Below are 24,655 nucleotides of genomic sequence, written 5' to 3'. Positions count from 1 at the left end.
TCCGCGCCCGGCCCGGTCGGATCGATCCGGGAGGCCGTGGCCTCGTATACCGGACCCCGCGGGGCGGCGCAAGCATCCGCACTTGCGCGGCGTGGCGCGATGCGGCTATATTCGTACTTTGCGCTCCCGAGTACCCATGCCCTCATATCGCGGTCGGCAGGTCACCGGAACCCGGCATCAGATGGTGGATGCCGTTGCCACACTCTAGCCCCGCCCCCAAGACCGAGTCGCCTCGGTCCGCACGGCGTGCGGGCAGGGGTGGCGGCCCGTCCGGCGGGAGCCCACTCCACACATCCCACAGATTGAGACCCGCGAGGGTCTACGGAGGTTCCTTCCTTGGCTGCTGCGTCCACCGCGACCACCACCTCACCCAAGAACGGACGCGGAGCTTCGCGTCTCTCGTTCGCCAAGATCAGCGACACCCTGACCGTTCCGGATCTGCTCGCGTTGCAGACCGAGAGCTTCGACTGGCTCGTCGGCTCGGAGGCGTGGAAGACCCGCGTCGCCGAGGCGAAGGCCGCCGGCCGGGAGGACCTCCCCGCCAACTCCGGCCTCGACGAGATCTTCGAGGAGATCTCCCCGATCGAGGACCTCAGCGAGACGATGCAGCTGAGCTTCACGAACCCGTACCTCGAGCCCGAGAAGTACACGATCGAGGAGTGCAAGGAGCGCGGCAAGACCTACGCCGCTCCGCTGTACGTCGAGGCCGAGTTCATGAACCACCTCACGGGTGAGATCAAGACCCAGACGGTCTTCATGGGCGACTTCCCGCTGATGACCGAGAAGGGCACGTTCATCATCAACGGCACCGAGCGTGTCGTCGTGTCCCAGCTCGTGCGCAGCCCCGGCGTCTACTTCGAGCGCCAGCAGGAGAAGACGTCCGACAAGGACATCTACTCCGCCCGCGTCATCCCGAGCCGCGGCGCCTGGCTCGAGTTCGAGATCGACAAGCGCGACCAGGTCGGCGTGCGCATCGACCGCAAGCGCAAGCAGTCGGTCACCGTGTTCCTCAAGGCCCTCGGCCTGACGAGCGAGGAGATCCTCGAGCAGTTCGCCGGCTACGAGTCGATCGAGCTGACCCTCGAGAAGGACAACATCCTCACCAAGGAGGACGCCCTCCGCGACATCTACCGCAAGCTCCGTCCGGGCGAGCAGGTCGCCGCCGAGGCCGCCCGCGCGCTGCTGGACAACTTCTACTTCAACTCCAAGCGCTACGACCTCGCGAAGGTCGGCCGCTACAAGATCAACCGCAAGCTCGGCATCGACAAGGCGCTGTCCGACTCGGTGCTCACGGTCGAGGACATCATCGCGACCATCAAGTACCTGGTCGCCCTGCACGACGGCCGCACCGCCCTCCCCGGCGTGCGCGACGGAGAGCCGGTCGAGCTGCGTCTCGACGTCGACGACATCGACCACTTCGGCAACCGCCGCATCCGCGCGGTCGGCGAGCTGATCCAGAACCAGGTCCGCACCGGACTGTCCCGCATGGAGCGCGTCGTCCGCGAGCGCATGACCACGCAGGACATCGAGGCGATCACCCCGCAGACCCTGATCAACGTGCGCCCCGTCGTCGCCGCGATCAAGGAGTTCTTCGGGACCAGCCAGCTGTCGCAGTTCATGGACCAGAACAACCCGCTCGCGGGTCTGACCCACAAGCGCCGCCTGTCGGCGCTCGGCCCCGGCGGACTCTCCCGTGAGCGCGCCGGCGTCGAGGTCCGCGACGTCCACCCCTCGCACTACGGCCGCATGTGCCCGATCGAGACCCCGGAAGGCCCGAACATCGGCCTGATCGGATCGCTCGCGTCCTTCGCGCGCATCAACTCGTTCGGCTTCATCGAGACCCCGTACCGCAAGGTCGTCGACGGCACCGTCACCTCGCAGATCGACTACCTCACCGCGTCCGAGGAGGACGAGTACCTGGTCGCCCAGGCGAACGCCCCCCTCACGAAGGACTTCCGCTTCGCGGAGGGCAAGGTCCTGGTCCGCCCCAAGGGCGGAGAGGTCGAGCTCGTCGACGCCGAGCGCGTCCACTACATGGACGTCTCGCCGCGCCAGATGGTCTCGGTCGCGACCTCGCTGATCCCGTTCCTCGAGCACGACGACGCGAACCGCGCGCTCATGGGCGCGAACATGCAGCGTCAGGCCGTCCCGCTGCTGCGCAGCGAGTCGCCCGTCGTCGGAACCGGCATGGAGGGCTTCGCGGCCATCGACGCCGGCGACGTCATCACCGCCGACAAGGCCGGTGTCGTCCAGGAGGTCTCCGCCGACTCCGTCACCGTCCAGCTGGACGAGGGCGGCACGCAGACCTACTTCCTCCGCAAGTTCGACCGCTCCAACCAGGGCACCTCGTACAACAACCGCGTGGTCGTCTCGGCCGGCGAGCGCATCGAGGTCGGCGAGGTCGTCGCCGACGGCCCCGCCACCGAGAACGGCGAGCTCGCGCTGGGCAAGAACCTGCTCGTCGCGTTCATGCCGTGGGAGGGCCACAACTTCGAGGACGCGATCATCCTCAGCCAGAACCTGGTGAAGGACGACGTCCTCTCCTCGATCCACATCGAGGAGTACGAGGTCGACGCCCGCGACACCAAGCTCGGCAAGGAGGAGATCACCCGCGACCTCCCCAACGTCAGCCCGGAGCTCCTGGCCGACCTGGACGAGCGCGGCATCATCCGCATCGGCGCCGAGGTCCGCCCCGGCGACATCCTCGTCGGCAAGGTCACGCCCAAGGGCGAGACCGAGCTCTCGGCCGAGGAGCGCCTGCTCCGCGCGATCTTCAACGAGAAGAGCCGCGAGGTCCGCGACACGTCGCTGAAGGTGCCCCACGGCGAGCAGGGCACGATCATCGGTGTCAAGGTGTTCGACGCGCAGGACGGCGACGACGAGCTCGGCTCGGGCGTCAACCAGCGCGTGGTCGTCTACATCGCCCAGAAGCGCAAGATCACCGAGGGCGACAAGCTCGCCGGCCGCCACGGCAACAAGGGCGTCATCTCGAAGATCCTGCCGGTCGAGGACATGCCGTTCCTCGCCGACGGCACCCCGGTCGACATCGTCCTCAACCCGCTCGGCGTCCCCGGCCGCATGAACTTCGGCCAGGTCCTCGAGATCCACCTCGGGTGGATCGCGAAGCAGGGCTGGAAGGTCGAGGGCCAGCCGGAGTGGGCCGCGCGCCTGCCTGAGCACGCCCGCGAGGCGGCGCCCGGCACCAAGGTCGCGACCCCCGTCTTCGACGGCGCGGCGGAGGAGGAGCTCGCAGGGCTCCTCGACTCCACCACCCCGACCCGCGACGGAGAGCGCCTGATCGGCTCGTCCGGCAAGACGCAGCTGTTCGACGGCCGCTCCGGGGAGCCCTTCCCGGACCCGGTCTCGGTCGGCTACATGTACATCCTGAAGCTGCACCACCTCGTCGACGACAAGATCCACGCGCGCTCGACGGGCCCGTACTCGATGATCACCCAGCAGCCGCTCGGTGGTAAGGCGCAGTTCGGCGGACAGCGCTTCGGCGAGATGGAGGTGTGGGCCCTCGAGGCCTACGGCGCCGCCTACGCCCTCCAGGAGCTCCTCACCATCAAGTCGGACGACATCCTCGGCCGAGTGAAGGTGTACGAGGCCATCGTCAAGGGCGAGAACATCCAGGAGCCCGGCATCCCGGAGTCCTTCAAGGTCCTCATCAAGGAGATGCAGTCCCTGTGCCTGAACGTCGAGGTCCTCTCGGCCGACGGCACCGCGGTCAGCCTGCGCGACACCGATGACGAGGTCTACCGCGCCGCGGAAGAGCTCGGCATCAACATCTCCTCCCGGTTCGAGTCGTCCTCCGTCGACGACATCTGATCCGCGCCAGCATCTGACGACCTCCCGTCTCTGACGAGACACCCTGTTTTCCGACAAGGAGAAAACATTGCTCGACGTAACCACTTTCGATGAGCTGCGCATCGGCCTCGCAACGGCCGATGACATCCGTCGCTGGTCGCACGGTGAAGTGAAGAAGCCCGAGACCATCAACTACCGCACCCTGAAGCCCGAGAAGGACGGCCTGTTCGGCGAGCAGATCTTCGGACCCTCTCGCGACTGGGAGTGCTCCTGCGGCAAGTACAAGCGAGTCCGCTTCAAGGGCATCGTCTGCGAGCGCTGCGGCGTCGAGGTCACCAAGTCCTCGGTCCGCCGCGAGCGGATGGGCCACATCGAGCTCGCCGCCCCCGTCACCCACATCTGGTACTTCAAGGGCGTCCCCTCGCGCCTCGGATACCTGCTGGACATGGCGCCGAAGGACCTCGAGAAGGTCATCTACTTCGCGGCGTACATGATCATCGACGTGGACGACGACGGCCGTCACGCCGACATGCCCGGGCTCGAGAACGAGCTCCGGCTCGAGATCAAGACCCTCTCGGACCAGCGCGACTCCCGCATCGCGGACCGCCTGGCGCGCCTGGAGACCGACCTCGCCGCCCTGGAGGCGGAGGGCGCCAAGAGCGACCAGAAGCGCCGCACCAAGGACGGCGCCGAGAAGGAGATGGGCCAGATCCGCAAGTCCTTCGACGAGGACATCGCGCGGCTCGAGAGCGTGTGGGAGCAGTTCCGCACCCTCAAGGTCGGCGACCTCAAGCCCGAGGACGCGGTTTTCAACGAGCTCGTCGACCGGTACGGCGTCTACTTCGAGGCCTACATGGGCGCCGAGGCGATCAAGAAGCGCCTCGAGCAGTTCGACCTCCAGGCCGAGGCCGAGACGCTGCACCTGCAGATCGCCGAGGGCAAGGGTCAGAAGAAGATCCGTGCCATCAAGCGCCTGCGCGTCGTCAACTCGTTCCTCGCCACCGGCAACTCGCCGGCCGCGATGGTCCTCGACGTCGTCCCGGTCATCCCGCCGGAGCTGCGCCCGATGGTGCAGCTCGACGGAGGCCGGTTCGCGACCAGCGACCTGAACGACCTCTACCGTCGCGTGATCAACCGCAACAACCGACTCCGCCGCCTGCTCGACCTCGGTGCCCCCGAGATCATCGTGAACAACGAGAAGCGCATGCTCCAGGAGGCGGTCGACGCCCTCTTCGACAACGGCCGCCGCGGCCGCCCCGTCACCGGAACCGGCAACCGCGCCCTGAAGTCCCTGAGCGACATGCTCAAGGGAAAGCAGGGTCGCTTCCGCCAGAACCTGCTGGGCAAGCGCGTCGACTACTCGGGCCGCTCGGTCATCATCGTCGGCCCGCAGCTCAAGCTGCACCAGTGCGGTCTGCCCAAGCAGATGGCGCTGGAGCTGTTCAAGCCGTTCGTGATCAAGCGCCTGATCGACCTGTCGCACGCGCAGAACATCAAGGCCGCCAAGCGCATGGTGGAGCGCTCGCGCCCGCAGGTGTGGGACGTGCTCGAGGAGATCATCCGCGAGCGCCCCGTCCTGCTGAACCGCGCGCCCACGCTGCACCGTCTCGGCATCCAGGCCTTCGAGCCCCAGCTGGTCGAGGGCAAGGCGATCCAGCTGCACCCGCTCGTCTGCGCCGCGTTCAACGCGGACTTCGACGGCGACCAGATGGCCGTCCACCTGCCGCTGTCCGTCGAGGCCCAGGCCGAGGCGCGCATCCTGATGCTCGCGTCGAACAACATCCTCAAGCCCTCGGACGGCCGTCCGGTCACCCTGCCCACGCAGGACATGATCATCGGCCTCCACCACCTGACGACGATCCGCGAGGGCGCCGCCGGCGAGGGCCGCGCGTTCTCCTCCGTCTCGGAGGCGATCCTCGCGAAGGACCAGGGCTCGCTGCACCTGAACTCGAAGGTCAGGATCCGCATGTCGGACGTGTACTTCGCGCAGGGTCAGGCACCCGAGGGCGTCGAGATCGACGAGAACGGCAAGGTCACCGCGCCGGTCCTCCTCGAGACCACGCTCGGCCGCGCCCTCTTCAACGAGGCGCTGCCGGTCGACTACCCCTACTTCGAGCAGGTCGCCGACAAGACGACCATCTCCGGGATCGTCAACGACCTCGCGGAGCGCTACCCGAAGGTGGAGGTCGCCGCCTCCCTCGACCGGATCAAGGACGCCGGCTTCTACTGGGCCACCCGCTCGGGTGTCACCGTGGCGCTGTCCGACATCCTCACGCCTCCGTCGAAGCCCGAGATCATCGCGGGCTACGAGAAGAAGGCCGCGAAGGTCGAGTCCGAGTACGACAAGGGTCTGACCACTCAGGCCGAGCGCCGCCAGGAGCTCGTGAAGATCTGGACCGAGGCGACCGACGAGGTCGCCAAGGCCATGCGCGCGAACTTCCCGACGGACAACACCATCAACCGCATGGTCACCTCCGGTGCCCGCGGCAACTGGCTGCAGGTGCGCAACATCGCCGGCATGCGAGGCCTGGTGAACAACCCGAAGGGCGAGATCATCGCCCGACCGATCATCTCCTCGTACCGCGAGGGCCTGTCGGTCGCCGAGTACTTCATCGCCACGCACGGTGCCCGCAAGGGCCTGGCCGACACCGCGCTTCGCACCGCGGACTCGGGCTACCTGACGCGTCGACTCGTCGACGTGTCGCAGGACGTCATCATCCGCGAGGAGGACTGCGGCACCTCGAAGGGCCTCGACCTGCCGATCATGCTCCAGGACGCCACCGGCGCCTGGATCAAGGACTCCAACGTCGAGAACTCCGTCTACGCCCGTTCGCTCGCCACCCCGGCGTCGAACGAGGCCGGCGAGCTCGTCGCCGAGGCCGGCGAGGACGTGGGCGACGTGCTCATCGAGAAGCTGGTCGGAGCGGGCGTGCGCCACATCAAGGTGCGCTCCGTCCTGACCTGCGAGTCCGCCGTCGGCGTCTGCGCGGCCTGCTACGGCCGCTCGCTCGCCACCGGCAAGCTCGTCGACATCGGAGAGGCCGTCGGCATCATCGCGGCCCAGTCGATCGGCGAGCCCGGCACGCAGCTCACGATGCGCACCTTCCACACCGGTGGATCGGCCTCGGCCGACGACATCACGCAGGGTCTTCCCCGCGTGCAGGAGCTCTTCGAGGCCCGCACCCCCAAGGGCGCGTCGCCGATCGCGGAGGCCGCCGGCCGGATCACCATCGAGGACACCGACCGTGCCCGCCGCGTCATCCTCCAGCCGGACAACGGCGACGAGGCGGTCATCTACCCGGTGCTCAAGCGCTCGCAGCTCCTCATCGAGGACGGCCAGCACGTCGAGCTCGGGCAGCAGTTGCACGTCGGAACGGTCGACCCCAAGGAGGTCCTGCGCGTGCTGGGCGTCCGCGAGGTCCAGAAGCACCTGGTGGGCGGCGTCCAGGGCGTCTACCGCTCGCAGGGTGTGCCGATCCACGACAAGCACATCGAGGTCATCGTGCGTCAGATGCTCCGCAAGGTCACCGTGGTCGACCACGGCGATACGGAGCTGCTGCCGGGCGAGCTCGTCGACCGCTCGCGCTACAGCGAGGTCAACCGTGCGGCTCTGACCGAGGGCAAGCGGACCGCGTCCGCCCGCCAGGAGGTCATGGGCATCACCAAGGCCTCGCTCGCGACCGAGTCGTGGCTGTCGGCCGCGTCCTTCCAGGAGACCACCCGCGTCCTGACGCAGGCGGCCATGGAGGGCAAGCGCGACCCGCTGATGGGCCTGAAGGAGAACGTGATCATCGGAAAGCTGATCCCGGCGGGAACCGGTCTGCCCAAGTACCGGAACGTGTCGGTCGAGGCGACCGAGGAGGCGAAGGCCGAGCGGTACCCCAACCGCATCTTCGCGGACGACGCCGCGTTCAGCGACGCCGACCTCTCGTTCGTCGACTTCGACTCGTTCTCGAGCGACGGCTACGAGCCGGGCAACTACAGCTGATCCAGGTGAGCTGAACGATCGAAGGCCCCGTCGGGACACCGGCGGGGCCTTCGTCGTGCCCGGCCCGCGGTCACCCGCACGGGGGGCCGCCCGTTCGCGACGAGCGGCCTTCCCCGCAGGAGCGGGGTGATTGACTCGATGCGTGCTCGTCGGGTCGAGCCTGTACCCGTTCCCCGTCCTGGTCGCGGCACGTGAGGAAACGCGCGGATGAGACTCGTGATCGTCGTGCTGGCCGCACTGCTCGTGGTGGTCGGCGTCGTCGTGGTGCCCGCGGGGCGGGCGGAGGCGGGCGAGGCGGTCGCACCCTCGTCCTGCGGCGTCGCCGAGCTGGCTCCCGTGCTCACGGGCGACGACGTCCGGCCGCGCTCCGCCGCCGCCCTGGTCCCCATCGTGATGCTGCACGGCTGGCTGGGCACGGCGACGCACGACGCCGACCGCACAGGGGCCTTCTCCCATCTCGTCGACATGGTGTCGTCGGAGTCGGCGACCGCTCCGCTCGACGCTCCCGAGCCGTCCCTCCTCGGCCGGCTGCAGCAGATCGACGGCGCCGCGGTCTACACCTTCGACTACCGCCGGCTCGCCGCGCGCTGGGTCACCGACCCGGGGATCAGCGACGCGCTCGCCTCCTCGATCGCCTGCCTCGTCTCCGCGACCGGGCACCGCGCCGTCGTCGTCGCGCACTCGATGGGAGGGCTCGCCGCCCGCCAGGCGCTGAGCGGCTCGGTCGACGGGACCGCCGTCGCCTCGATGGTCTCGTCCGTCCTCACCTTCGGCACCCCGAACACGGGATCCGACGTCGCGGAGCGCCTCGGACGGATGGTCGACGACTCCGGTCAGGTCAGCCCCGCGGTGATCGCAGGACTGGACCCGCAGAGCCGGCTGAGCGTCTCGGCGATGCTCGCCTCCTGCGGGGACGCCGTCTCGGAGGACGCCGAGCACGCGGGGGAGTGCACGGGAGTGCCGATGATCGACGCTCTCGCCTCGGCGGCGGGCAAGGGCCTGCGGACGGGATCCACCGAGCTCGGCTCCCTGCCGCCCTGGCCCGCCGGTGTGCACGTGACGGCGCTGGTGGGTGACATCCAGGTGACCGCCGCGGTGGCGCTCGGCCTCGCCAGCGCCCCGGTCGACCTCGGCGACATCATGGTCGCGACCGGATCGGCGACGGCCGGAGTCGACGACTACGTGGTCTCGACCTGCCGCTACACCTACCTCGCCGCAGCGGACGTGCCGTCCCTCGTCGCCGAGCTCTCGCCGTTCGCGCGGCTCGGCGACGCTCTGCGCTTCGCGAAGCTCGTGGTCGACGTCGACGCGAGCCCGTGCCACCACGCGCGGCTGACCCGGAACGTCGACCTCGTCGAGCACGCCACCGGCGTCGTGTCGGACGTCGTCGCGGGCGAGCTGTCCGCTCCGCACGCCTCTCGAGCGCAGACCGCGGCGAGGCCGCTCCCGGCGGCGGAGGAGTCCCGGAGGCGGTTCTCGTGATCGGTCGGCGGACGCCGCCGAGGAGACATCATGTCGCGTCATTTGACGGACGTCTGTCGGGAAGCATACGGTCGAACCGGCCCATGGGGAGGCCGCCTGGGGGACAGGCAGCGCGGCCCGCGCGGCACCCGAGCCGCATGCGCGGGCCGCGCCCGTCCCCGATCTCCTCTCACGTTCCGCCCTCCCTCCGGGTACGCTCGGCTGGACAGCAGATGTCGGAGACTCCCTCCGTGCATCCCGGCGCCGGAGGCCTGATGAGCGACGACCCCCTCGATGCGGAGGAGTCGGCGCGTCCTCCCCGCCTGACCCGCGAGCAGGTCCGCACCCGCCTGCTGGACGCCGCTCTCGCGGTCGTCCGCGCCGAGGGCCTGCGCGTCGGAGTCGCCCACCTGCCCCTCGAGGACGTCATCCGCTCGGCGGGTGTTCCGCGCAGCACCGTGTACCGGATCTGGCCCACTCGCCAGTCGTTCTACGATGAGCTGATCGCCGCGATCCCGGAGCGGGTCCTCGCCACCCGCCTCGACCAGCCGTCCCTGCGGGCCGGGAACTCCCACCTCCACCGCAGCCTCGACCCCGAGCCGACCCCGGCGCAGCGCCGGGAGGCCCTGATCGCCTCCGTCCGGGTCGCCGTCGACGCGAACGTCGACAACGTCTTCTCGTCGCAGCACTGGCGCAACTTCATCGCTCTCGCCGGCGCGGTGGGCTCGCACGAGGAGCCGGCGCGGACCGCCATCGGATCCGCTCTGCGCGCCCGCCAGCTGCACTTCATCGACAACATGGCGAAGTACTACGAGCACACCCTCGCCGAGGCTGGGCTCCGGCTGCGCCCGGACCGCGGCTCCGCCGCTCTCGCCTCCGCCGTCTCGGCACTGATCGAGGGGCTGTGCATCGCGCGGATCGCGGCACCGGAGCTGGTGACCGGCCCGCTCGACCCGGCCGATCCCGAGGGGCCGTCACTGGCGGTGGTGTCGGTGCTGCTGCTGATCGACGGGTTCACCGAACCGGACGAGTGATCCGGGTCGCGGGGTCCGCTCAGTCCTCCGCGACCGGCTCCAGCATCCCGTCGACGATCGAGCGGATCGTCCAGGCCGCCAGAGTCCACTCGACCGGCTCGCCGTCGAGGCCGGGGGCGGTCACCGGAGCGTCGAGGTCGTCGTCGAGGAGCCGGCCGCGGTGCGCGAGCCCGTCGATCACGATCGCGGTGAGGTGGGCGAGCTGGAGCGTCGTGAATCCCGGGCGCATCGTCCCGCCGAAGACCTGCAGCGTCTCCTCGTAGAAGTCGCGCATCCGGCGCGTGAGCATGCCCTCGATCCGCTTCGCCGTGGCGCGCACGGCGTCGCGTGCAGGCCCCTCCTCCATCGAGAAGGTGCAGGCGAGCAGTGCGTTGTACGACGACCAGTCGGCGGAGCGGCGGAGCGACTCGGCATTGGCCCGCGCCCCGATGCGGATGGTCTCCCAGGCGACCCGGCGGCGGCCGGCGGCCGTGGAGAGCAGATCGGTGGAGCGCTCGTAGACCTCGCGCATCTCCTGCTGGGCCTCGGGATCGGCGCCCTCCGCGTACCGGTCCCGCACGAAGACCTCGCCGACCAGGTCGGCCACGAACTCCTCGCGCGTGCTCCAGATCCGGTAGACGGAGCTGCGCGGCACGCCGGCCAGGCGGATGTACTCCTCCATGGGCAGGTGCGCGAAGCTCACCGTGAGGCCGTGGTCGGAGACGACGTCGCGCGCCGTGGCGATCATGCGGCTGCGGACCTGCTCCGCGGGGATCCTCCGGGCCCGCCGGGAGCCCTCTGCGCTGTCGTCCATGGAGAGGGACACTAGCCGGACACGGTGCCGCGGGTGGTCCTCCACGCGCTCCGTGAGCCGATCCGGAGCGCTCTGGGGGCGTCCTCCCACTGAGACGGAATGTCCCATCACGTGCACGACGACGTCGCGGACCGCTACGGTGCAGCCGGGGCGGACCCGAACCTGCCCCTGCTAGGGGACCCCCGTGACCGGATTCGATCGGTTCACGCTGGCCGTCGTCGACGGACCAGCGATCGAGCGCGCCGCGCTGCAGGCGCTGCTCGCGCAGCTGCTGCCGCAGTTCTCGCACGACGAGGAGGGCGTCGACCGCATCGCGGTCCTCGACCTGGACGGTGTGCCCGGCGAGGAGGTGGCCGACACCCTCGAGCGTGCGGCGGCCCGGACCGTCGGCCTCGTCGTGCTCTCCTCCTCCGACTCGCTGGAGCCGGTGCGGGCCGTGCTGCGACGGGAGAGAGCGGCCTACGTCTGGAAGGGCGACGACCCCAGCGAGCTCGCCGCGGCGGTCGTCTCGGTCGCCTCCGGCCGGACCTGGATCTCGGACACCGCCCGCCACCGGCTCGTGCACGGGCGCGAGGAGCGCCGCCCGGTGCTGAGCCCCCAGGAGAGCCGTGTGATGCGCGCCTACGGAGCGGGTGCCGCGGTCCGCACCGTCGCGGTCGACCTCAGCGTCGCCGAGCACACCGTCCGCACCTACATCAAGCGGATCCGCGCCAAGTACCTCGAGACCGGGGTCACTCTCGACTCACGGGTCGACTTCTACCGCCACCTCGGCGACCACGACGTCGCCATCCGCCGCGGCGGAGACCGGGTGCGGGCCGGCGTGCAGCAGGCGGCCGGCGACGTGGTCGGCGAGCGCCGAGCCTGAGGCGAGCAGGATCGCGTTCCCGCCGGTGCGCCCCTCGACGAAGGCGGTCGATCCGACCGCTGCGGTGACCGGGAGCAGCCCGCGGACGACCCCGCGCAGGCGGTCCAGCCTCCGGTGGTCGGCGTCGTCGGCGACGTTGACCGCGAGGAGCCCGTCGGCGCCGACCCGGGCGGCGAGCGGGGCGAGGACGGACGTGCGGTAGAACGCCTCGGGGATCTCGTCCCCGTCGTAGACGTCGAGCACGACGAGGTCGGCACTCCAGGGCGGCAGGGGACCAGCGGCGTCGGCCGTGAGACGCCGGACGCGCGCGCCGCGGGGGAGCGGCGCGTGCTCGAGCACGAACTCCACGAGTCCCGCCGCGCTCTCCACCGCGAGCTGCTCGGAGCCCGGCCGGGTCGCGGCGATGTACCGGGCCAGGGCCAGGGCTCCGGCTCCGAGGTGCAGCACGCGCAGCGGCTCGCCGGGCGGGGCGGCGGCGTCGACCACCGCGCCGAGGCGCGCGAGGTACTCGAGGTGCAGAGCACGGGGATCGCCCGGATCGATCAGCGACTGCTCCGCGCCGTCGACCGTGAGCAGCAGCGCCTCCGGCCGCACGGGATCCGGCCCCAGCACAGCTGTGCGGCCTCCCGGCAGCAGGAGGGACGGAGGCATCCCGTCACGCTAGCGCTCCTCGCGCGATCCGCCCCGCCGCCGCTACGGTGACAGGCATGGCCGCCCTGATCCTGCTCGACGTCGACGGCGTCCTGAACCCCTCCGTCCGCAGCGATCGCGCCTCGGGCTCGCACCGCCTGGAGCTCGAGCCCGAGCGGGCGGCGCTCGTCGCCCGCCTGGCCGCGGTCGGCACGATCGTGTGGGCCACGACCTGGCCGCCGAGATTGACGCGGGTCCTCGCCCAGGACCTCGGGCTGCCGGCGGGCACGGAGGCGATCGTCTTCGACGGCGGCCTCCCGCGCGACCCGCGGTTCCCCGGCCGGACGGGCAAGCTCCAGCCCGTCGCGGTGTGGCTGGAGGCGGCCGCCGAGCGCGGCGCGATCGACGCCGTGGTGTGGATCGACGACAACCTCCACGAGGACGCGTACGACTGGGCCCGCGAGCAGAGCACCCCCTTCCACCTGGTGCGTCCGGAGTCGGCGACGGGCCTCACGAGCGACGAGGTCGCCGGTGCCGAGCACTTCCTGGCCGGACTCCCGGCGTCACACGGCGACATCCGGGAATAGGGCCGCCCCCTCCACTGGTTATCGTCACTCCGGGCGGTTCCGCCGAGCAGCGGTCCGCCCCGGGACGACCCGTCCCCTCGTCGATCCCCGCGCCGCATCCGGCGCAGCGGGACCGCCACGACTCCGTGATGCACCGAAGGACAACACCGTGACCCTCTCCGCCCGCACCTCCCTGCGCGTCCTGCTCGGCACGACCGCCGCCGCCGCCGCCCTGGTCCTCGCCGGCTGCGCGCCCGCCTCGACCGACGACGTGGTCTCCGGCTCGAGCCGCGAGGGCACCGCCTCCGCGAGCTCCGGCCTGACCCTGGCCGAGGTCGAGGACTCGGGGAAGCTCACCATCGGCACCGAGGGCACCTACCCGCCCTTCTCCTTCCACGCCGACGGCGGGACGGGAGCCCTCACCGGCTACGACGTCGACGTGATCACCGCCGTGGCCGAGAAGCTGGGCGTCGAGCCCGACTTCCAGGAGACGCAGTGGGACGCGATGTTCGCGGGCCTGGACGGAGCGCGCTTCGACGTGATCGCGAACCAGGTCTCGATCAACGACGAGCGCGAGGCGAAGTACGACTTCTCGGAGCCGTACTCGGTCAGCCCCGGCGTCGTGATCGTCCCCTCGAGCGACACCTCGATCACCGACCTCGCCGGCCTCTCCGGCAAGACCACCGCGCAGTCGCTCTCGAGCAACTGGTACACCGTCGCGCAGGAGAACGGCGCCGAGGTCGAGGGCGTCGAGGGCTGGGCGCAGGCCATCGCCCTCGTCGAGCAGGGCCGCGTGGACGCGACCGTGAACGACCGCCTCACCTGGCTCGACTGGTCCACGACCTACCCCGACCAGGCCGCGGGCCTCAAGGTCGCCGTCACCACCGACGACACCTCCGAGAGCGCCTTCACCTTCCCGAAGGGCTCGGACGACCTCGTCGAGGCCGTCGACTCCGCCCTCGACGAGCTGCGCGAGGACGGCACCCTCGCCTCCATCTCCGAGCGCTACTTCGGAGCCGACGTCTCCCAGTAGCCCCACCCCGAGGCGGCTCCTCCCCTTCCGGGAGGGGCCGTCTCGTGCGTGAGCGGCCCCGACGCGGGGGAGCGGCGGAGCGGCTCAGGCAGCGGGTCCGCCCGCAAGGGCGCCCGCCCCGGCGCGAAGCGTGCCAGCATTCCCCAGGAGGCGGAGACGATCCGCCCCCGACGCCACCACCCGATCGAGCCGACCGCGGATCCTCCCGCGAAGGCGGGAGAACACAATGGACCTCGTCCTCCGGTCGTTCTGGCCGATCCTCTCCGGGGGCATCGTCGGGACGATCCCGCTCGCGCTGGCGAGCTTCGCCATCGGGCTCGTGCTCGCGCTGGCGGTCGCCCTGATGCGGCTCTCGCGGGTGCGGATCCTCTCCTGGATCGCGCGCGCCTACATCTCCGTCATCCGGGGCACGCCGCTCCTGGTGCAGCTGTTCGTGATCTTCTACGGGCTGCCGAGCCTCGGACTGAAGATCGACCCCTGGCCCAGCGCCACCATCGCGTTCGCCCTCAACGTGGGCGGCTACGCGGCGGAGGTGATCCGCGCGGCGATCCTCAGCGTCCCGAAGGGGCAGTGGGAGGCGGCGCACACGATCGGCATGAGCCGCTCGCTCTCGCTGCGGCGCATCATCCTCCCGCAGGCCGCGCGCGTCTCCGTCCCGCCGCTGTCGAACACCTTCATCTCGCTGGTGAAGGACACCTCGCTGGCCTCCCTCATCCTGGTGACCGAGCTCTTCCGGCAGGCGCAGAAGATCGCCACCGCGTCGAGCGAGTTCATGCTCCTCTACCTCGAGGCCGCTCTGATCTACTGGCTCATCTGCCTGGTGCTCTCCAGCGGGCAGGGCCTGCTCGAGAAGCGATTGGACCGCTATGTCGCCCGCTGACACTCCGACCGACGCGCGGCCCGTGCTCACGGCCCGCGGCCTCCGCAAGTCGTTCGGCGGGGTGGAGGTGCTGCGCGGCATCGACCTGGAGATCCGCCGCGGCGAGGTCGTCGCCCTGATCGGGCCCTCGGGCTCGGGCAAGACCACCGTCCTGCGCTCGCTGAACAGCCTCGAGGTGCCGGACGGCGGGGTGGTCGAGCTCGCCGACGGCAGCGTCCTCGACTTCGACCGCGGCGTCGGACGGAAGGCGCTGACCGGGCTGCGCGACCACTCCGCGATGGTCTTCCAGCACTTCAACCTCTTCCCGCACCTGACCGTCCTCCAGAACGTGACGGAGGGGCCGCTGCGAGTGCAGCGCCGTCCCGCGTCCGAGGTGGTCCCGGAGGCGGAGCGCCTGCTCGAGCGCGTCGGCCTCGGCGGCCGGGGGAGCGCCTACCCCTTCGAGCTCTCCGGCGGTCAGCAGCAGCGCGTGGGCATCGTCCGGGCGCTCGCGCTGCGGCCCGATCTGCTCCTCTTCGACGAGCCCACCTCGGCGCTGGACCCGGAGCTGGTCGGCGACGTGCTCTCGCTGATGCGGGAGCTGGCGGGGGAGGGCTGGACCATGCTCGTCGTGACGCACGAGCTCGAGTTCGCCCGGCGGGTGGCCTCGGAGGTCGTCTTCATGGCCGACGGCGTGGTCGTCGAGCGGGGCGCCCCTGCGCAGATCCTCCGGGAGCCGCGCGAGCCGCGCACCCGGCAGTTCCTGCACCGCCTCCTCCACCCGCTCGAGTAGACGGTCGGCGCTGTCCCCCGTCGACGGGGAGCCGCGCGGCGCACCGGGCGCGGCGGAAGGCGTGCCTATGCTGTCCGGGTGACCTGGAGCAGCGACGCCGAGACCACGCGGATCCCCTCCGCGACCGAGACGTCCGGCGGAACCGGACCCCAGCCGACCCGGGAGTACGTCTGGCCCGAGCCCGTGACGGGTCGGCAGCCGACCGTCGAGCCCGCCGCCCCGGCCGCCGCGGCGTCCGCCCCCAGCGCCCTCGGGCCGGTCGAGGCCGAGCCCGAGCCGGTCCGGCGCTCCGGCAACCGCCTCGCGGGCCTCGCGCTCGCCCTCCTGACGACCGCGGTCTTCGCCGTCCTGTACCTCGTCGCCCTGACGGCGATCCGCCTCCTCGTGGACCGCGTCGGCGGCGACCCGGTCGCCCTCGCGCTCGACGCTGCGCCGACCGCGCTCTTCCTCGCCCCGGTGGCCGCGTTCCTGGTCGGCCTGGCGCTGATCGTGCTGGTCGTGAACCGCGCGGGCTGGTGGGCCTACGTCCTCGGCGGCTTCCTCGTCGCCCTCCTCACGGCCGCGGCCGCGCTGGTCGGCGGCTGGAGCGCCGTCGGACCGCTCGCCCTGCCGATCGACCGCTCCCTCGCGCTCGACTACGTCAGCGATCCCGCCGTCCTCGCGGCGGTCCTCGCCGCCGGCGTCCTCGGCCGGGAGGCGAGCGTCTGGGGCGGCGCCGCGATCGCCGGCCGCGCCCGGGGCGTCAAGCGCCGCAACGCCGAGCGCGAAGCGGCCGCGCAGTCGTGACTCCGGAGGGGCAGGGGCAGGGCCGCGGAGCCGGCCTGGGCTACGGCCTCGCGCTGGCCGGCTTCGCCGCGTTCCTCTACCTCGCCCTGGTCGTCTGCGCGTTCGGGGTCCTCAGCCTCCTGCTGGACCAGGACGTCGTGCCCGAGCGCGACGCCGGCCCGCTGCTGGGGCCGGTGTCGGTGGCTGTCTGCGTCGTCGCCGTGCTGGTCGCGATGGTGACCCTCGCCGCCCGTCCCGCCGTCCACCGCGTCCTCGGCCCGTCGCTGCTGACCGGGGTCGTCGTCTACCTGCTCTTCCTCGTCACGGGCGGAGCGCTCTACGGGCTCGGCCGCCAGGAGCCGGGGGAGATCCTCAGCTGGATCCTCGACCACGCCCCCACTGTCTTCGCGATCGCGACCGGCGTGCTCGCGGCCGCCGTCCAGCTCGTGTTCCTCCTGCTCCTGGCCCGTCGCGACGCCGGCGGCCGCAGCCCCCACTGGGGCTGGGAGGGCGACGAGCGGGAGTGACGGCGGAGTCCCGGCGCGGCTCGTCGCGGCGCTGCGGCATCTCCCAGGGCGAACGCCGCTCGGTTGACCGGCCCCGTCACTCCCCGTAATATTCTTCGGGTGTGCGCTTTGCCGTGCGCTTGTGTCGTGCCTCCGGGTCGATGCGGTCGCCGCACTTCGCTCTACCGGGTCCGCGAGGATCCGCGGGTTCGTCCGATCGGGCGGCCCCCACGGCATACCCCTCACCCTCCCGGTCCCGCTCGCGGGGCCGCGGGGTGCGTCGGGTCCAGATGAACTCGGCCGTTCCCGGAGACGGGAGGGCCGAATGTCGACCATCGATCCGCTGTCACCGTGCAGCATTCAAGGAGCAAAACCAGTGCCAACGATTCAGCAGTTGGTCCGCAAGGGACGCACGCCGAAGGTCACCAAGACCAAGGCGCCCGCCCTGAAGGCCAACCCCCAGCAGCGCGGCGTGTGCACGCGCGTCTACACGACCACGCCCAAGAAGCCGAACTCGGCCCTCCGCAAGGTGGCCCGCGTGAAGCTCTCCAACGGCACCGAGGTCACCGCCTACATCCCCGGCGAGGGCCACAACCTGCAGGAGCACTCGATGGTGCTCGTGCGCGGCGGTCGCGTCAAGGACCTCCCCGGTGTCCGCTACAAGATCGTTCGCGGCGCCCTGGACACCCAGGCCGTCAAGAACCGCAAGCAGGCTCGCAGCCGGTACGGCGCGAAGATGGAGAAGAAGTAATGCCTCGTAAGGGCCCCGCTCCCAAGCGCCCCGTCGTCGCAGACCCCGTCTACGGCGCCCCCATCGTCAGCCAGCTCGTCAACAAGATCCTCCTGGACGGCAAGAAGGGCCTCGCCGAGCGCATCGTCTACGGTGCCCTCGAGGGCGTCGCCGGCAAGAACGGCCAGGACGCGGTCGTCACCCTCAAGAAGGCGCTCGACAACGTCCGCCCGACCCTCGAGGTCCGCAGCCGCCGCGTCGGCGGCTCGACCTACCAGGTCCCGGTCGAGGTCAAGCCCCACCGCGCCAACACCCTCGCGCTCCGCTGGCTCACCAGCTACGCGAAGGCCCGTCGCGAGAAGACGATGACCGAGCGTCTCATGAACGAGATCCTCGACGCGTCGAACGGTCTGGGCGCCGCTGTCAAGCGTCGCGAGGACACCCACAAGATGGCCGAGTCGAACAAGGCCTTCGCGCACTACCGCTGGTAGCGCACCCCGCGGCCGCCCCCGGGCGACCGCGACCACCGGGCCCGCGGCGTCACCGCTGCGGGCCCGGTCCCGGCGGCGGATCGCCCGATCCCCGCGACCGGGCGACCGCCACCACCAGAATCCCAGCCATTCGGCCATGAACCCGGTGCGCTGGCTCCATCACCTATCGGAGGAACTCCGTGGCACAAGATGTGCTCACCGACCTGAACAAGGTCCGCAACATCGGCATCATGGCCCACATCGATGCCGGCAAGACCACCACCACCGAGCGCATCCTGTTCTACACGGGTATCACGCACAAGATCGGCGAGGTCCACGACGGCGCCGCGACGATGGACTGGATGGCGCAGGAGCAGGAGCGCGGCATCACGATCACGTCCGCCGCGACGACCTGCTTCTGGAACAAGAACCAGATCAACATCATCGACACCCCCGGTCACGTCGACTTCACGGTCGAGGTCGAGCGCTCGCTCCGCGTCCTCGACGGCGCCGTCGCCGTCTTCGACGGCAAGGAGGGCGTCGAGCCCCAGTCCGAGACCGTCTGGCGTCAGGCCGACAAGTACGACGTCCCGCGCATCTGCTTCGTCAACAAGATGGACAAGCTCGGCGCCGACTTCTACTACACGGTCGACACGATCATCAAGCGCCTCGGCGCGAAGCCGCTGGTCATCCAGCTGCCCATCGGCGCGGAGTCCTCCTTCGAGGGCGTCGTCGACCTGGTCGAGATGCGCGCGCTCACGTGGCGCGGCGACTCGAAGGGCGACGTCGCGCTCGGCGCGAAGTACGAGATCGAGGAGATCCCGGCCGACCTCGCCGACAAGGCGGCGGAGTACCGCGAGAAGCTCCTCGAGACCGTCGCGGAGACCTCCGACGAGCTGCTCGAGAAGTACTTCGGCGGCGAGGAGCTCACCGTCGCGGAGATCAAGGGCGCCATCCGCAAGATGACCGTCAACTCCGAGATCTACCCGGTGCTCTGCGGCTCGGCGTTCAAGAACCGCGGCGTCCAGCCGATGCTCGACGCTGTCGTGGACTACCTCCCCTCCCCGCTCGACGTCCCCGCCATCGAGGCGCACGACGTCCGCGACGAGGAGAAGGTCATCATGCGCCACGCGGACTCGACCGAGCCCTTCTCGGCGCTCGCGTTCAAGGTCGCCGTGCACCCGTTCTTCGGCCGCCTGACCTACGTCCGCGTCTACTCGGGCAAGCTCGACTCCGGCGCCCAGGTCATCAACTCGACCAAGGGCAAGAAGGAGCGCATCGGCAAGATCTTCCAGATGCACTCCAACAAGGAGAACCCGGTCGACTCGGTCACCGCCGGCCACATCTACGCCGTCATCGGCCTCAAGGACACCACCACCGGTGACACCCTGAGCGACCCGGCCGCGCAGGTCGTGCTCGAGTCGATGACCTTCCCGGAGCCCGTCATCGAGGTCGCCATCGAGCCCAAGACGAAGGCGGACCAGGAGAAGCTCGGCACCGCGATCCAGAAGCTCGCGGAGGAGGACCCCACCTTCCGCACCGAGCAGAACCAGGAGACCGGTCAGACGGTCATCAAGGGAATGGGCGAGCTGCACCTCGACATCCTGGTCGACCGCATGAAGCGCGAGTTCAACGTCGAGGCCAACGTGGGCAAGCCCCAGGTCGCGTACCGCGAGACGATCCGCCGCACGGTCGAGAAGTACGACTACACCCACAAGAAGCAGACGGGTGGCTCCGGCCAGTTCGCGAAGGTCCAGATCACCATCGAGCCGATGGAGGTCGAGGCCGACAAGACCTACGAGTTCGTCAACGGCGTCACCGGTGGCCGCGTCCCGCGCGAGTACATCCCCTCCGTCGACGCGGGCATCCGCGACGCCATGCAGGTCGGCGTGCTCGCCGGCTACCCCATGGTCGGCGTGAAGGCGACCCTGGTCGACGGAGCGGCGCACGACGTCGACTCCTCCGAGATGGCGTTCAAGATCGCCGGCTCGATCGCGTTCAAGGAGGCCTCGCGCAAGGCGCAGCCGGTCCTCCTCGAGCCGCTCATGGCCGTCGAGGTCCGTACTCCCGAGGAGTACATGGGCGACGTCATCGGCGACATCAACTCGCGTCGCGGGATGATCCAGTCGATGGAGGACGCCACCGGCATCAAGGTCATCCGGGCCAACGTCCCGCTGTCCGAGATGTTCGGCTACATCGGAGACCTGCGCTCGAAGACCTCGGGCCGCGCCGTCTACTCGATGACGTTCGAGACCTACGCCGAGGTCCCCAAGGCCGTGGCCGAGGAGATCGTTCAGAAGAACAAGGGCGAGTAGCTCCGCCCCCTGGGCCGTCGTCGTTCCCCGGAACGGCGACGGCCTGGTAGTGTCGTGCGGGTTTGCTGCCGAGTGCAGCGCGCCCCCTGTCGCAGCGGGACGGCCGCACGACCACTGCCGGTAACATACGTACACAAAACCCCCGCAAGTCCTCCTGTCCTCGTGCCGCCTCGTGCGGCCGCCCGGATGCGGATGCTTGCACCTAAGTCCTGAGGAGGACCCACAGTGGCTAAGGCCAAGTTCGAGCGGACCAAGCCGCACGTCAACATCGGAACCATCGGTCACGTCGACCACGGAAAGACCACGCTCACCGCGGCGATCTCGAAGGTTCTGGCGGACAAGTTCCCGTCCGCGACCAACGTCCAGCGTGACTTCGCGTCGATCGACTCCGCTCCCGAGGAGCGCCAGCGCGGCATCACGATCAACATCTCGCACGTCGAGTACGAGACGCCGAAGCGCCACTACGCGCACGTCGACGCCCCGGGTCACGCCGACTACATCAAGAACATGATCACCGGCGCGGCCCAGATGGACGGCGCGATCCTCGTGGTCGCCGCCACCGACGGCCCGATGGCTCAGACCCGTGAGCACGTCCTCCTCGCCAAGCAGGTCGGCGTCCCCTACCTCCTCGTCGCGCTGAACAAGGCCGACATGGTGGACGACGAGGAGATCCTGGAGCTCGTCGAGCTCGAGGTCCGCGAGCTCCTCTCGTCGCAGGGCTTCCCCGGCGACGACGCCCCCGTCGTGCGCGTCTCCGGCCTCAAGGCCCTCGAGGGCGACGACACCTGGACCCAGTCGATCCTCGACCTGATGGACGCGGTCGACGAGTCCATCCCGGACCCGGTGCGCGACAAGGACAAGCCGTTCCTCATGCCGATCGAGGACGTCTTCACGATCACCGGTCGTGGAACCGTCGTCACCGGCCGTGCGGAGCGTGGAACCCTCGCTCTGAACTCCGAGGTCGAGATCGTCGGCATCCGCCCGACGCAGAAGACCACGGTCACCGGAATCGAGATGTTCCACAAGCAGCTCGACGAGGCCTGGGCCGGCGAGAACTGCGGTCTGCTCCTCCGCGGCACCAAGCGCGAGGACGTCGAGCGCGGCCAGGTCGTCGTCAAGCCGGGTTCGGTCACGCCGCACACGGACTTCGAGGGCACCGCGTACATCCTGTCCAAGGATGAGGGTGGGCGTCACAACCCGTTCTACGCGAACTACCGTCCGCAGTTCTACTTCCGCACCACCGACGTCACCGGCGTCATCACGCTGCCCGAGGGCACCGAGATGGTCATGCCCGGCGACACCACCGACATGACGGTCGCGCTGATCCAGCCGATCGCCATGGAGGAGGGCCTCGGCTTCGCCATCCGTGAGGGTGGACGCACCGTGGGTGCCGGTACGGTCACCAAGATCATCAAGTAGGTCCGTCCTACCGATCTCTCGAGAGGGGTCGTCCGCTTCGGCGGGCGGCCCCTCTCGTCGTTCCCGGGGACGCCCGGCTAGCGTGGCGGCATGCCCTTCGTGAAGAGCGACCCCCGTGCCCTCCCGCAGTTCTTCGAGTGGGAGGCGGCCGGCCTGGACTGGCTGCGCGAGGCGGACGGCGGTGCACGCTGTGTCGGGGTGGAGAGGGTGTCGCCTGGGCGCATCGAGCTGGAGGAGATCCGCTCCGCGCGACCCTCCGCCGAGTCGGCTCGGGCCTTCGGCGCCGCGCTCGCCCGGACGCACGACGCCGGAGCCGCGGCGTTCGGAGCGCCGCCCCCGGGATGGACCGGCCCCGCCTACATCGGCCGCCGCGAGATGCCGTGCCGCCCGGACGACTCGTGGGGGCGCTTCTACGCGGAGCAGCGGGTGCGGCCGTTCCTCGGCCCCGCCGTGGAGGCGGGCAACCTCACGGCAGCCGAGTCGCGGCTCGTCGAGCAGGCTCTGGACCGGGTGGCGGCCGGAGCCTTCGACGACGGTGCGGAACCCGCCAGGATCCACGGGGACCTCTGGACCGGCAACGTGCTCTGGTCGGCGGACGGCGCCGTCCTGATCGACCCCGCCGCTCACGGGGGCCACCGCGAGACCGATCTCGCGATGCTGGCCCTCTTCGGCGCTCCGCACCTCGACGCCGTCCTCGAGGGCTACCGCGAGCAGCATCCGCTGGGGGCCGGCTACGAGGAGCGGGTGCCGCTCCACCAGCTGCACCCGCTCGCCGTCCACGCCGCCGGTCACGGTCCGTCCTACGGCCGCGCCCTGGCCGACGCGGCGGAGCAGGTGATCGCACTGGCCGGCTGACCGGCGCGCCCGCACCGTTCCCCCAGCCGGGACCGCCACACTGAGGCACGCGCCGCCCTGTGCGCGTCGACAAGGAGGCATCATCGTGGATCTCGGGAAGCTCGGACGCCAGGCCGGCGAACTGCTCAACAGCCGGAAGGCCCAGGACGCGCTGCGGAGCGAGAAGGCCGAGCAGGTCTCCGACCAGACCCTCGAGAAGGCGGGCGAGATCGCCAGCCGCCTCACCAACGGCAAGTACGACGACCGCATCGAGGACCTGAAGCGCCAGGCCGACAAGCGGATCGGCAACGAGTAGCGGCTGCCGTCCGACTGCTCCTCCCCGCCGTCAAGCGGGTGCGGGCCTCGGATCCACCGTCCTATCGTCGGAGCGATGGCTGACACTCGCGCGCAACGACTCCGCAGGACCGATTCGAGCGGGCGCGGCTACACCCGGGTGCGCGCGGGCTCCGGCTTCAGCTACCGCGACCCGAAGGGCGCGACCGTCGCCGACAAGGAGCTGCGCGCGCGGTTCGATCATCTCGGCATCCCGCCGGCCTGGACGGACGTCTGGATCGCCCCGTACCCCAACGGGCACATCCAGGCCACCGGCGTCGACTCGGCCGGCCGCCGCCAGTACATCTACCATCCGACCTGGCGCGAGCAGAAGGACCGGATCAAGTTCGACCGGGCGCTGCGGCTCGCGGAGGCCCTGCCCGGGGCGCGCCGGGCCGTGACCATCGCCCTCCGCTCGGACGGACCCAGCCGCGAGCGCGCGCTGGCCACCGCCTTCCGGATGCTCGACACCGGGTCGCTCCGCGTCGGCAGCGAGAGGTACGCGAAGGAGCACGGCAGCATCGGCCTCTCGACGCTCCTGTGCGCGCACGCCACGACCCACGGGGACCGGGTCGCCCTCGCCTTCCCCGGGAAGAGCCACCAGGCGTGGACGAGCGAGATCCTCGACCACGACCTCTCGCGCGTCGTCCGTGCTCTCAAGCGTCGCGGGCCGAACGCTCGCCTGCTCGCCTGGAAGGACGGGCGGGAGTGGCGGCCGGTCTCGGCACCCGAGATCAACGACTACGTGCGCGAGCGCGCCGGCGACGACTTCACGGCGAAGGACTTCCGCACTCTGCACGGCACGGTCGCGGCCGCGCTGAGCCTGGCGAAGTCGGGCCCGCAGGCCACGCAGCGCGCTCGGAACTCCGCGATCGCCCAGGCGATGCGCGACGCCTCCGACGTGCTCGGTAACACGCCGACGGTCGCCCGCGCCAGCTACGTCGACCCGCGGCTGCTGGACCACTTCCGCGCTGGCGAGACCATCGACGCGTCGCGCCCCGCGTCGGCCGAGACCGCCGTCCGGGCGCTGCTCTTCGAGTAGCGGGGGAGGCCCTCCGGCCCGCGCTGCTGCTCGGAGCGACCGGCTCCCAGGGGCCGTCACGACGTGCTCGCGAAGGAGCCCTCCGGCGCGACACGCCCGGGTTGCAGGGGTGGGGCATCTGTGGGAGACTCTTCTAGTTCAAAATTTCCTCTCGGGCGGCGTGCTGCTCGGAGGGGGACACTGCCAGGCAGTGCCGAGACGGCATCGCGGAGGCTCGACCCGAGAGGGCGGCCGCGCGGGTGCGACGTCGAGGCGGCGGGTAGCAGAACGACAACAACCGACAACTCAACGGGTCCTCCGTGCGTCGTGCGTTCTGCACGCCGATCGGAGCGCCCCGAGGGTGCGGTGCTTTTGACAGAAGAACACTGGTTGCACTTTTCCGGGTCACCGGAGTTCCTTCGCGAGCGCGTCC

The 24,655-nt window shown here is 70.4% G+C and carries 19 protein-coding genes; 18 read left to right on the top strand and 1 reads right to left on the bottom strand.

Annotated features, from left to right (window positions below):
- Window positions 1-336: 336 nt before the first annotated feature.
- The 4 genes from rpoB to C5C10_RS09780 all read left to right on the top strand — a co-directional run bounded on the left by rpoB (window position 337) and on the right by C5C10_RS09780 (window position 10,290).
- Window positions 337-3,828: a DNA-directed RNA polymerase subunit beta gene (gene rpoB, locus C5C10_RS09795; protein WP_104224581.1), complete on the top strand. Its 3,492-nt coding sequence runs from the start codon at window positions 337-339 to the stop codon at window positions 3,826-3,828.
- Window positions 3,829-3,895: 67 nt separating this feature from the next.
- Window positions 3,896-7,795 (top strand): DNA-directed RNA polymerase subunit beta', encoded by a 3,900-nt coding sequence (locus C5C10_RS09790; protein ID WP_104224580.1) that lies wholly within the window; start codon window positions 3,896-3,898, stop codon window positions 7,793-7,795.
- Between the two features lie 207 nt (window positions 7,796-8,002).
- Entirely contained in the window at window positions 8,003-9,277 is a 1,275-nt protein-coding gene (locus C5C10_RS09785) for a triacylglycerol lipase (protein WP_104329132.1), read from the top strand.
- 254 nt (window positions 9,278-9,531) lie between these two features.
- Window positions 9,532-10,290, top strand: coding sequence for a TetR/AcrR family transcriptional regulator (locus C5C10_RS09780; protein ID WP_146082149.1), 759 nt, complete (start codon window positions 9,532-9,534; stop codon window positions 10,288-10,290).
- Window positions 10,291-10,309: 19 nt separating this feature from the next.
- Here C5C10_RS09780 and C5C10_RS09775 read toward each other — a convergent pair whose 3' ends face one another.
- Window positions 10,310-11,083, bottom strand: a complete 774-nt coding sequence (locus C5C10_RS09775; RefSeq protein WP_146082148.1) for a TetR/AcrR family transcriptional regulator — start codon at window positions 11,081-11,083, stop codon at window positions 10,310-10,312.
- A gap of 184 nt (window positions 11,084-11,267) precedes the next feature.
- On the opposite strand from C5C10_RS09775, the gene C5C10_RS09770 reads away from it, so the two are divergent.
- From C5C10_RS09770 to C5C10_RS09705, 14 genes are all read left to right on the top strand, one after another.
- Window positions 11,268-11,948 (top strand): LuxR C-terminal-related transcriptional regulator, encoded by a 681-nt coding sequence (locus C5C10_RS09770; RefSeq protein ID WP_104329130.1) that lies wholly within the window; start codon window positions 11,268-11,270, stop codon window positions 11,946-11,948.
- Window positions 11,949-12,655: 707 nt separating this feature from the next.
- Entirely contained in the window at window positions 12,656-13,165 is a 510-nt protein-coding gene (locus C5C10_RS09765; RefSeq protein WP_104224575.1) for an HAD domain-containing protein, read from the top strand.
- A gap of 148 nt (window positions 13,166-13,313) precedes the next feature.
- Complete coding sequence (locus C5C10_RS09760) at window positions 13,314-14,177, top strand: amino acid ABC transporter substrate-binding protein (protein WP_104329129.1); 864 nt, start codon at window positions 13,314-13,316, stop codon at window positions 14,175-14,177.
- Window positions 14,178-14,403: 226 nt separating this feature from the next.
- The gene (locus tag C5C10_RS09755; protein ID WP_104224574.1) at window positions 14,404-15,057 is read left to right on the top strand and encodes an amino acid ABC transporter permease; all 654 of its coding nucleotides are present in this window, start codon (window positions 14,404-14,406) and stop codon (window positions 15,055-15,057) included.
- Entirely contained in the window at window positions 15,044-15,829 is a 786-nt protein-coding gene (locus C5C10_RS09750; protein WP_104329128.1) for an amino acid ABC transporter ATP-binding protein, read from the top strand. Before C5C10_RS09755 ends, C5C10_RS09750 begins: the two co-directional genes overlap by 14 nt.
- A 78-nt stretch (window positions 15,830-15,907) precedes the next feature.
- Window positions 15,908-16,615, top strand: a complete 708-nt coding sequence (locus tag C5C10_RS09745; RefSeq protein ID WP_104329127.1) for a hypothetical protein — start codon at window positions 15,908-15,910, stop codon at window positions 16,613-16,615.
- Window positions 16,612-17,121, top strand: a complete 510-nt coding sequence (locus tag C5C10_RS09740) for a DUF6121 family protein (RefSeq protein WP_104329126.1) — start codon at window positions 16,612-16,614, stop codon at window positions 17,119-17,121. The genes C5C10_RS09745 and C5C10_RS09740 overlap by 4 nt, the downstream gene beginning before the upstream one ends.
- Before the next feature lie 355 nt (window positions 17,122-17,476).
- Window positions 17,477-17,851, top strand: coding sequence for a 30S ribosomal protein S12 (rpsL, locus tag C5C10_RS09735; protein WP_011186743.1), 375 nt, complete (start codon window positions 17,477-17,479; stop codon window positions 17,849-17,851).
- Window positions 17,851-18,321 carry a 30S ribosomal protein S7 gene (rpsG, locus tag C5C10_RS09730; protein WP_068251443.1) on the top strand — a complete coding sequence of 157 codons (471 nt, stop codon included), beginning with the start codon at window positions 17,851-17,853 and terminating at the stop codon, window positions 18,319-18,321. The genes rpsL and rpsG overlap by 1 nt, the downstream gene beginning before the upstream one ends.
- A 179-nt stretch (window positions 18,322-18,500) precedes the next feature.
- Entirely contained in the window at window positions 18,501-20,615 is a 2,115-nt protein-coding gene (gene fusA / locus C5C10_RS09725; RefSeq protein ID WP_104224571.1) for an elongation factor G, read from the top strand.
- Between the two features lie 225 nt (window positions 20,616-20,840).
- The gene (gene tuf, locus C5C10_RS09720; protein WP_104224570.1) at window positions 20,841-22,034 is read left to right on the top strand and encodes an elongation factor Tu; all 1,194 of its coding nucleotides are present in this window, start codon (window positions 20,841-20,843) and stop codon (window positions 22,032-22,034) included.
- A gap of 90 nt (window positions 22,035-22,124) precedes the next feature.
- A complete protein-coding gene (locus C5C10_RS09715) occupies window positions 22,125-22,889 on the top strand; it encodes a fructosamine kinase family protein (RefSeq protein ID WP_104329125.1) in 765 nt (254 codons plus the stop codon).
- Window positions 22,890-22,974: 85 nt separating this feature from the next.
- The gene (locus C5C10_RS09710) at window positions 22,975-23,184 is read left to right on the top strand and encodes an antitoxin (RefSeq protein WP_159939075.1); all 210 of its coding nucleotides are present in this window, start codon (window positions 22,975-22,977) and stop codon (window positions 23,182-23,184) included.
- A 75-nt stretch (window positions 23,185-23,259) separates the two neighbouring features.
- A complete protein-coding gene (locus C5C10_RS09705; protein ID WP_104329124.1) occupies window positions 23,260-24,243 on the top strand; it encodes a DNA topoisomerase IB in 984 nt (327 codons plus the stop codon).
- Window positions 24,244-24,655: the final 412 nt, after the last annotated feature.

It is taken from the genome of Rathayibacter sp. AY1A3, assembly GCF_002930975.1.
GTDB lineage: Bacteria > Actinomycetota > Actinomycetes > Actinomycetales > Microbacteriaceae > Rathayibacter.
This window is presented reverse-complemented; position numbering and strand designations above follow the sequence as displayed.